Genomic DNA, 2,890 nt, shown 5'->3' on the forward strand with positions numbered 1-2,890 from the left:
TTAGTCCTTGAAATACGTCTGTTCCGTAATCAGGGGAGCCGACGGCATAGATCCTTTAAGCTCAAATCCCCAGCCAAGCTTATTTTTCCGCGCCCAGGTGCCGAGATTTTCAGTAAGCGGTATTGCACAGACGTTGCTCACGATCAGCTTCTGGGCTTCTTTCCAAAGCTCAATCTGCTTGTTCGGGTCCGTTTCCGTGCGCGCCGCTTCGATCTGCTTGTCTGCAACATTGCAGTGACTGAAGTTGACCACCTGAGTTGGCTTGCCGATCTCGCTGGCGGAATGATAAAACTGGGTGAGGTAGTAGTCCGCGATCGGAAAGCGCGCCGCTCCGTAAAGCACGATCGGGCTCAAATCCTTTCGGATCATTTGATGCCATGCCGCGTGTTCGACGGGTTGCAGATTAAGCGTGAAGCCGCCCTCGGCTACTTGCGCCTGAATCAATTGCGCCAGACTTTCGAGACCGGGCAGTTGGCTCGCTACCATTGTGACGGTCACACCGTTCGGAAATCCGGCTTCGGCAAGCAGTTTCTTGGATTGCGCCGGATCGTAGTTGAGGACACCGGCATCCGGATCGAAGCCGAGATTATTCGATGGGATAACGGAAGGCACAGCGCGGTTCACACGTTCGCCTCTGTATTTCGCGATCTGAGCTGCGTTGACCGTATGTGCGAGTGCCTGTCGAACACGAATGTCGTTGAACGGCGGCTTGGTAATATTGATATGCAGAAGGTTCAGTTCGGCGGGCTCGATGGTGTCGACGACGTTTTCAGGATTAGCCGTCAGGCGCTGGAGCCAACGCTGATCCTGATTGCCTTGTTCGACATCGAGTTCACCAGACTCGAATGCCAGATCGCGCGCGGCCTCGTTGTTGAGGAACCTGTAACTGATCTTCGAAAGTTTCGGCTTGCCCCTGAAGTATTCGGCATTCGCCGTGAGCGTTACAGATTGACCAGGCTGAATAGACTCAACCTGGAAAGGGCCAAAGCCTACGGGCCGGCGTTTGAAATCATCGCCGCGCTCTTTGAACGCCTTCTTCGGAATAATGAAGCCACCGGAAAAATTCGAAAGCAGCGCCAGAAGGCTCGGCACGCGTCGTGTAAGGGTAATGCGAACCGTCTTTGCGTCAACTGCCTCGACTTTCTGGATCGCTGCATAGTCGCCAGAGAATGCGGAACGCTTTGGATCGCGCGCCTTATCCAGACTGAACACGACGTCGTCTGCCGTCACGTTGCCGTATCCGCCCTGCCATTTCACGTCTGGGCGCAGCTTGAAGGTCCACACCAGTTGATCGGCATTGGATTCCCAGCTCTCAGCCAGATCTGCTTCAATGGACGATGGATTTGCCGATCCCGGAGCGAAGCGGACAAGGGCTCCATAGATGTATGAAACCAGCGTTCGGTCTGATGTCGTTGTCGCGAAATGCGGATCGAGTGTTGTCACATCCTCAGAGGCAACACCCATAGATAGTTCGGTCTTTGCAGCGAATGCCTGGCTTGGGATCGAAACGGCTGTGCTTAACACTCCGGCCACAATGGCAGCGCTTGTCCAGTATGCTCTATGTCTCATGCGAACTCCCCTTTTCACTGATATTAGTCTCACTGCCTCTGGACCATCCTCGGCAATTTCCGTCGAGTGATGCTGAACGATTGGCTCGCGTAGCCCTCCGGCACGCGGCAGGCCGTCAAACACGCACGAAATGCTTGTCGTTCATCGCCGCCCAGTTTTGCGTCGGCGGAATGAACCCGACCGGCTTAATCGGGCTCACCGGTTGCGGCACCTGCAAAGCCGCGGTCGAACGTGCCGATCGCTGGCTCGGATGTGTGATCGGGACCGCCGAGAGAAGACGTTTGGTGTAGCTGTGTCCCGGGCGCCCGATAACATTGTCGCGGCCACCTATCTCGACCAGTTCGCCGAAGTACATAACGGCCACCCTGGTGCAGATCTTCTCCACAGCGGCCATGTCGTGGCTGATGAAGAGGTAGGACACACCGAACTCGGACTGCAGGTCCATCATCAGCTCGATGATCTGGCCTTTGATCGCTACATCAAGTGCGGATACTGCCTCGTCGGCAATGATGAGCTTGGGCGACATAGACAGTGCCCGCGCAATGCAAATCCTTTGCCGCTGGCCGCCGGAGAATTCGTGCGGCAGGCTGCTAGCCCGAGCCGGATCAAGCCCGACTTTTTCTAGCAACCACTCCATCTTTTCACGCAACTCGCGGCCCGACGCGATGCCATGAACGTACATGGGCTCGACAATGGCCGATCCTATTGTCTGACGGCTGTCCAGAGAACCGAAAGGATCCTGGAAGATCATCTGAACATCGCGGCGCAACACAGCAAGGCTCTTTTCGTCGGCGTAGTCGATCGTGCGCCCGTCCACGACAATGGAGCCGCCGAAGCGCGGCGCAAGATCGATGATAGCTTTGCCGATGGTTGACTTACCTGAGCCGGACTCCCCGACAAGTCCCAGAGTTTCGCCCTTTCCTATAGCAAAGGAGGCTTTCTCCACGGCGTGAACGTTGCCCTGAACGTTTCCAAGGAGACCTCCGCGAAGCGGGAAGCGGACAGTAAGATCGCGGACCTCGAGAATTGGCCGTTCACCCTCAAAGGACAGCGGCAGCGCATCGATTGCGGTCGTGGGCTGTCCCGTCGTTGCCAGTTTCCCGGCAACCGACGGGGCAGCCTCGATAAGTACCTTCGTGTAAGGGCTTTCAGGACGCGTGAACACGCTATCCACTGGACCGGACTCGACCACCTGGCCCCCGCGCATCACAAGAACCCGATCAGCGATCTCCGCGACAACGCCCATATGGGGTTTGGGGAGCAATGGAACCAAAAACCAACGTAAGCTCTGAATCCCACCGTAAAGGGGCTTTCCGATCTC

2 protein-coding genes are annotated in these 2,890 nt (G+C 56.4%); both read right to left on the reverse strand.

Features of this window, described 5'->3' with window-relative positions; genetic code table 11:
* A complete protein-coding gene (locus T18_RS24380) occupies positions 1 to 1,569 on the reverse strand; it encodes an ABC transporter substrate-binding protein (protein ID WP_010892437.1) in 1,569 nt (522 codons plus the stop codon).
* A 115-nt stretch (positions 1,570 to 1,684) separates the two neighbouring features.
* On the reverse strand, positions 1,685 to 2,890 hold a 1,206-nt coding region (locus T18_RS24385; RefSeq protein WP_139322531.1), incomplete at its 5' end, for an ATP-binding cassette domain-containing protein.

The organism is Rhizobium sp. TBD182 (assembly GCF_001950375.1).
Taxonomy (GTDB): Bacteria; Pseudomonadota; Alphaproteobacteria; order Rhizobiales; family Rhizobiaceae; genus Agrobacterium; species Agrobacterium tumefaciens.

Excerpts from the sequence above, each read along its gene's own strand:
- T18_RS24380 (WP_010892437.1), bottom strand. The coding sequence starts at position 1,569 with ATGAGACATAGAGCATACTGGACAAGCGCTGCCATTGTGGCCGGAGTG.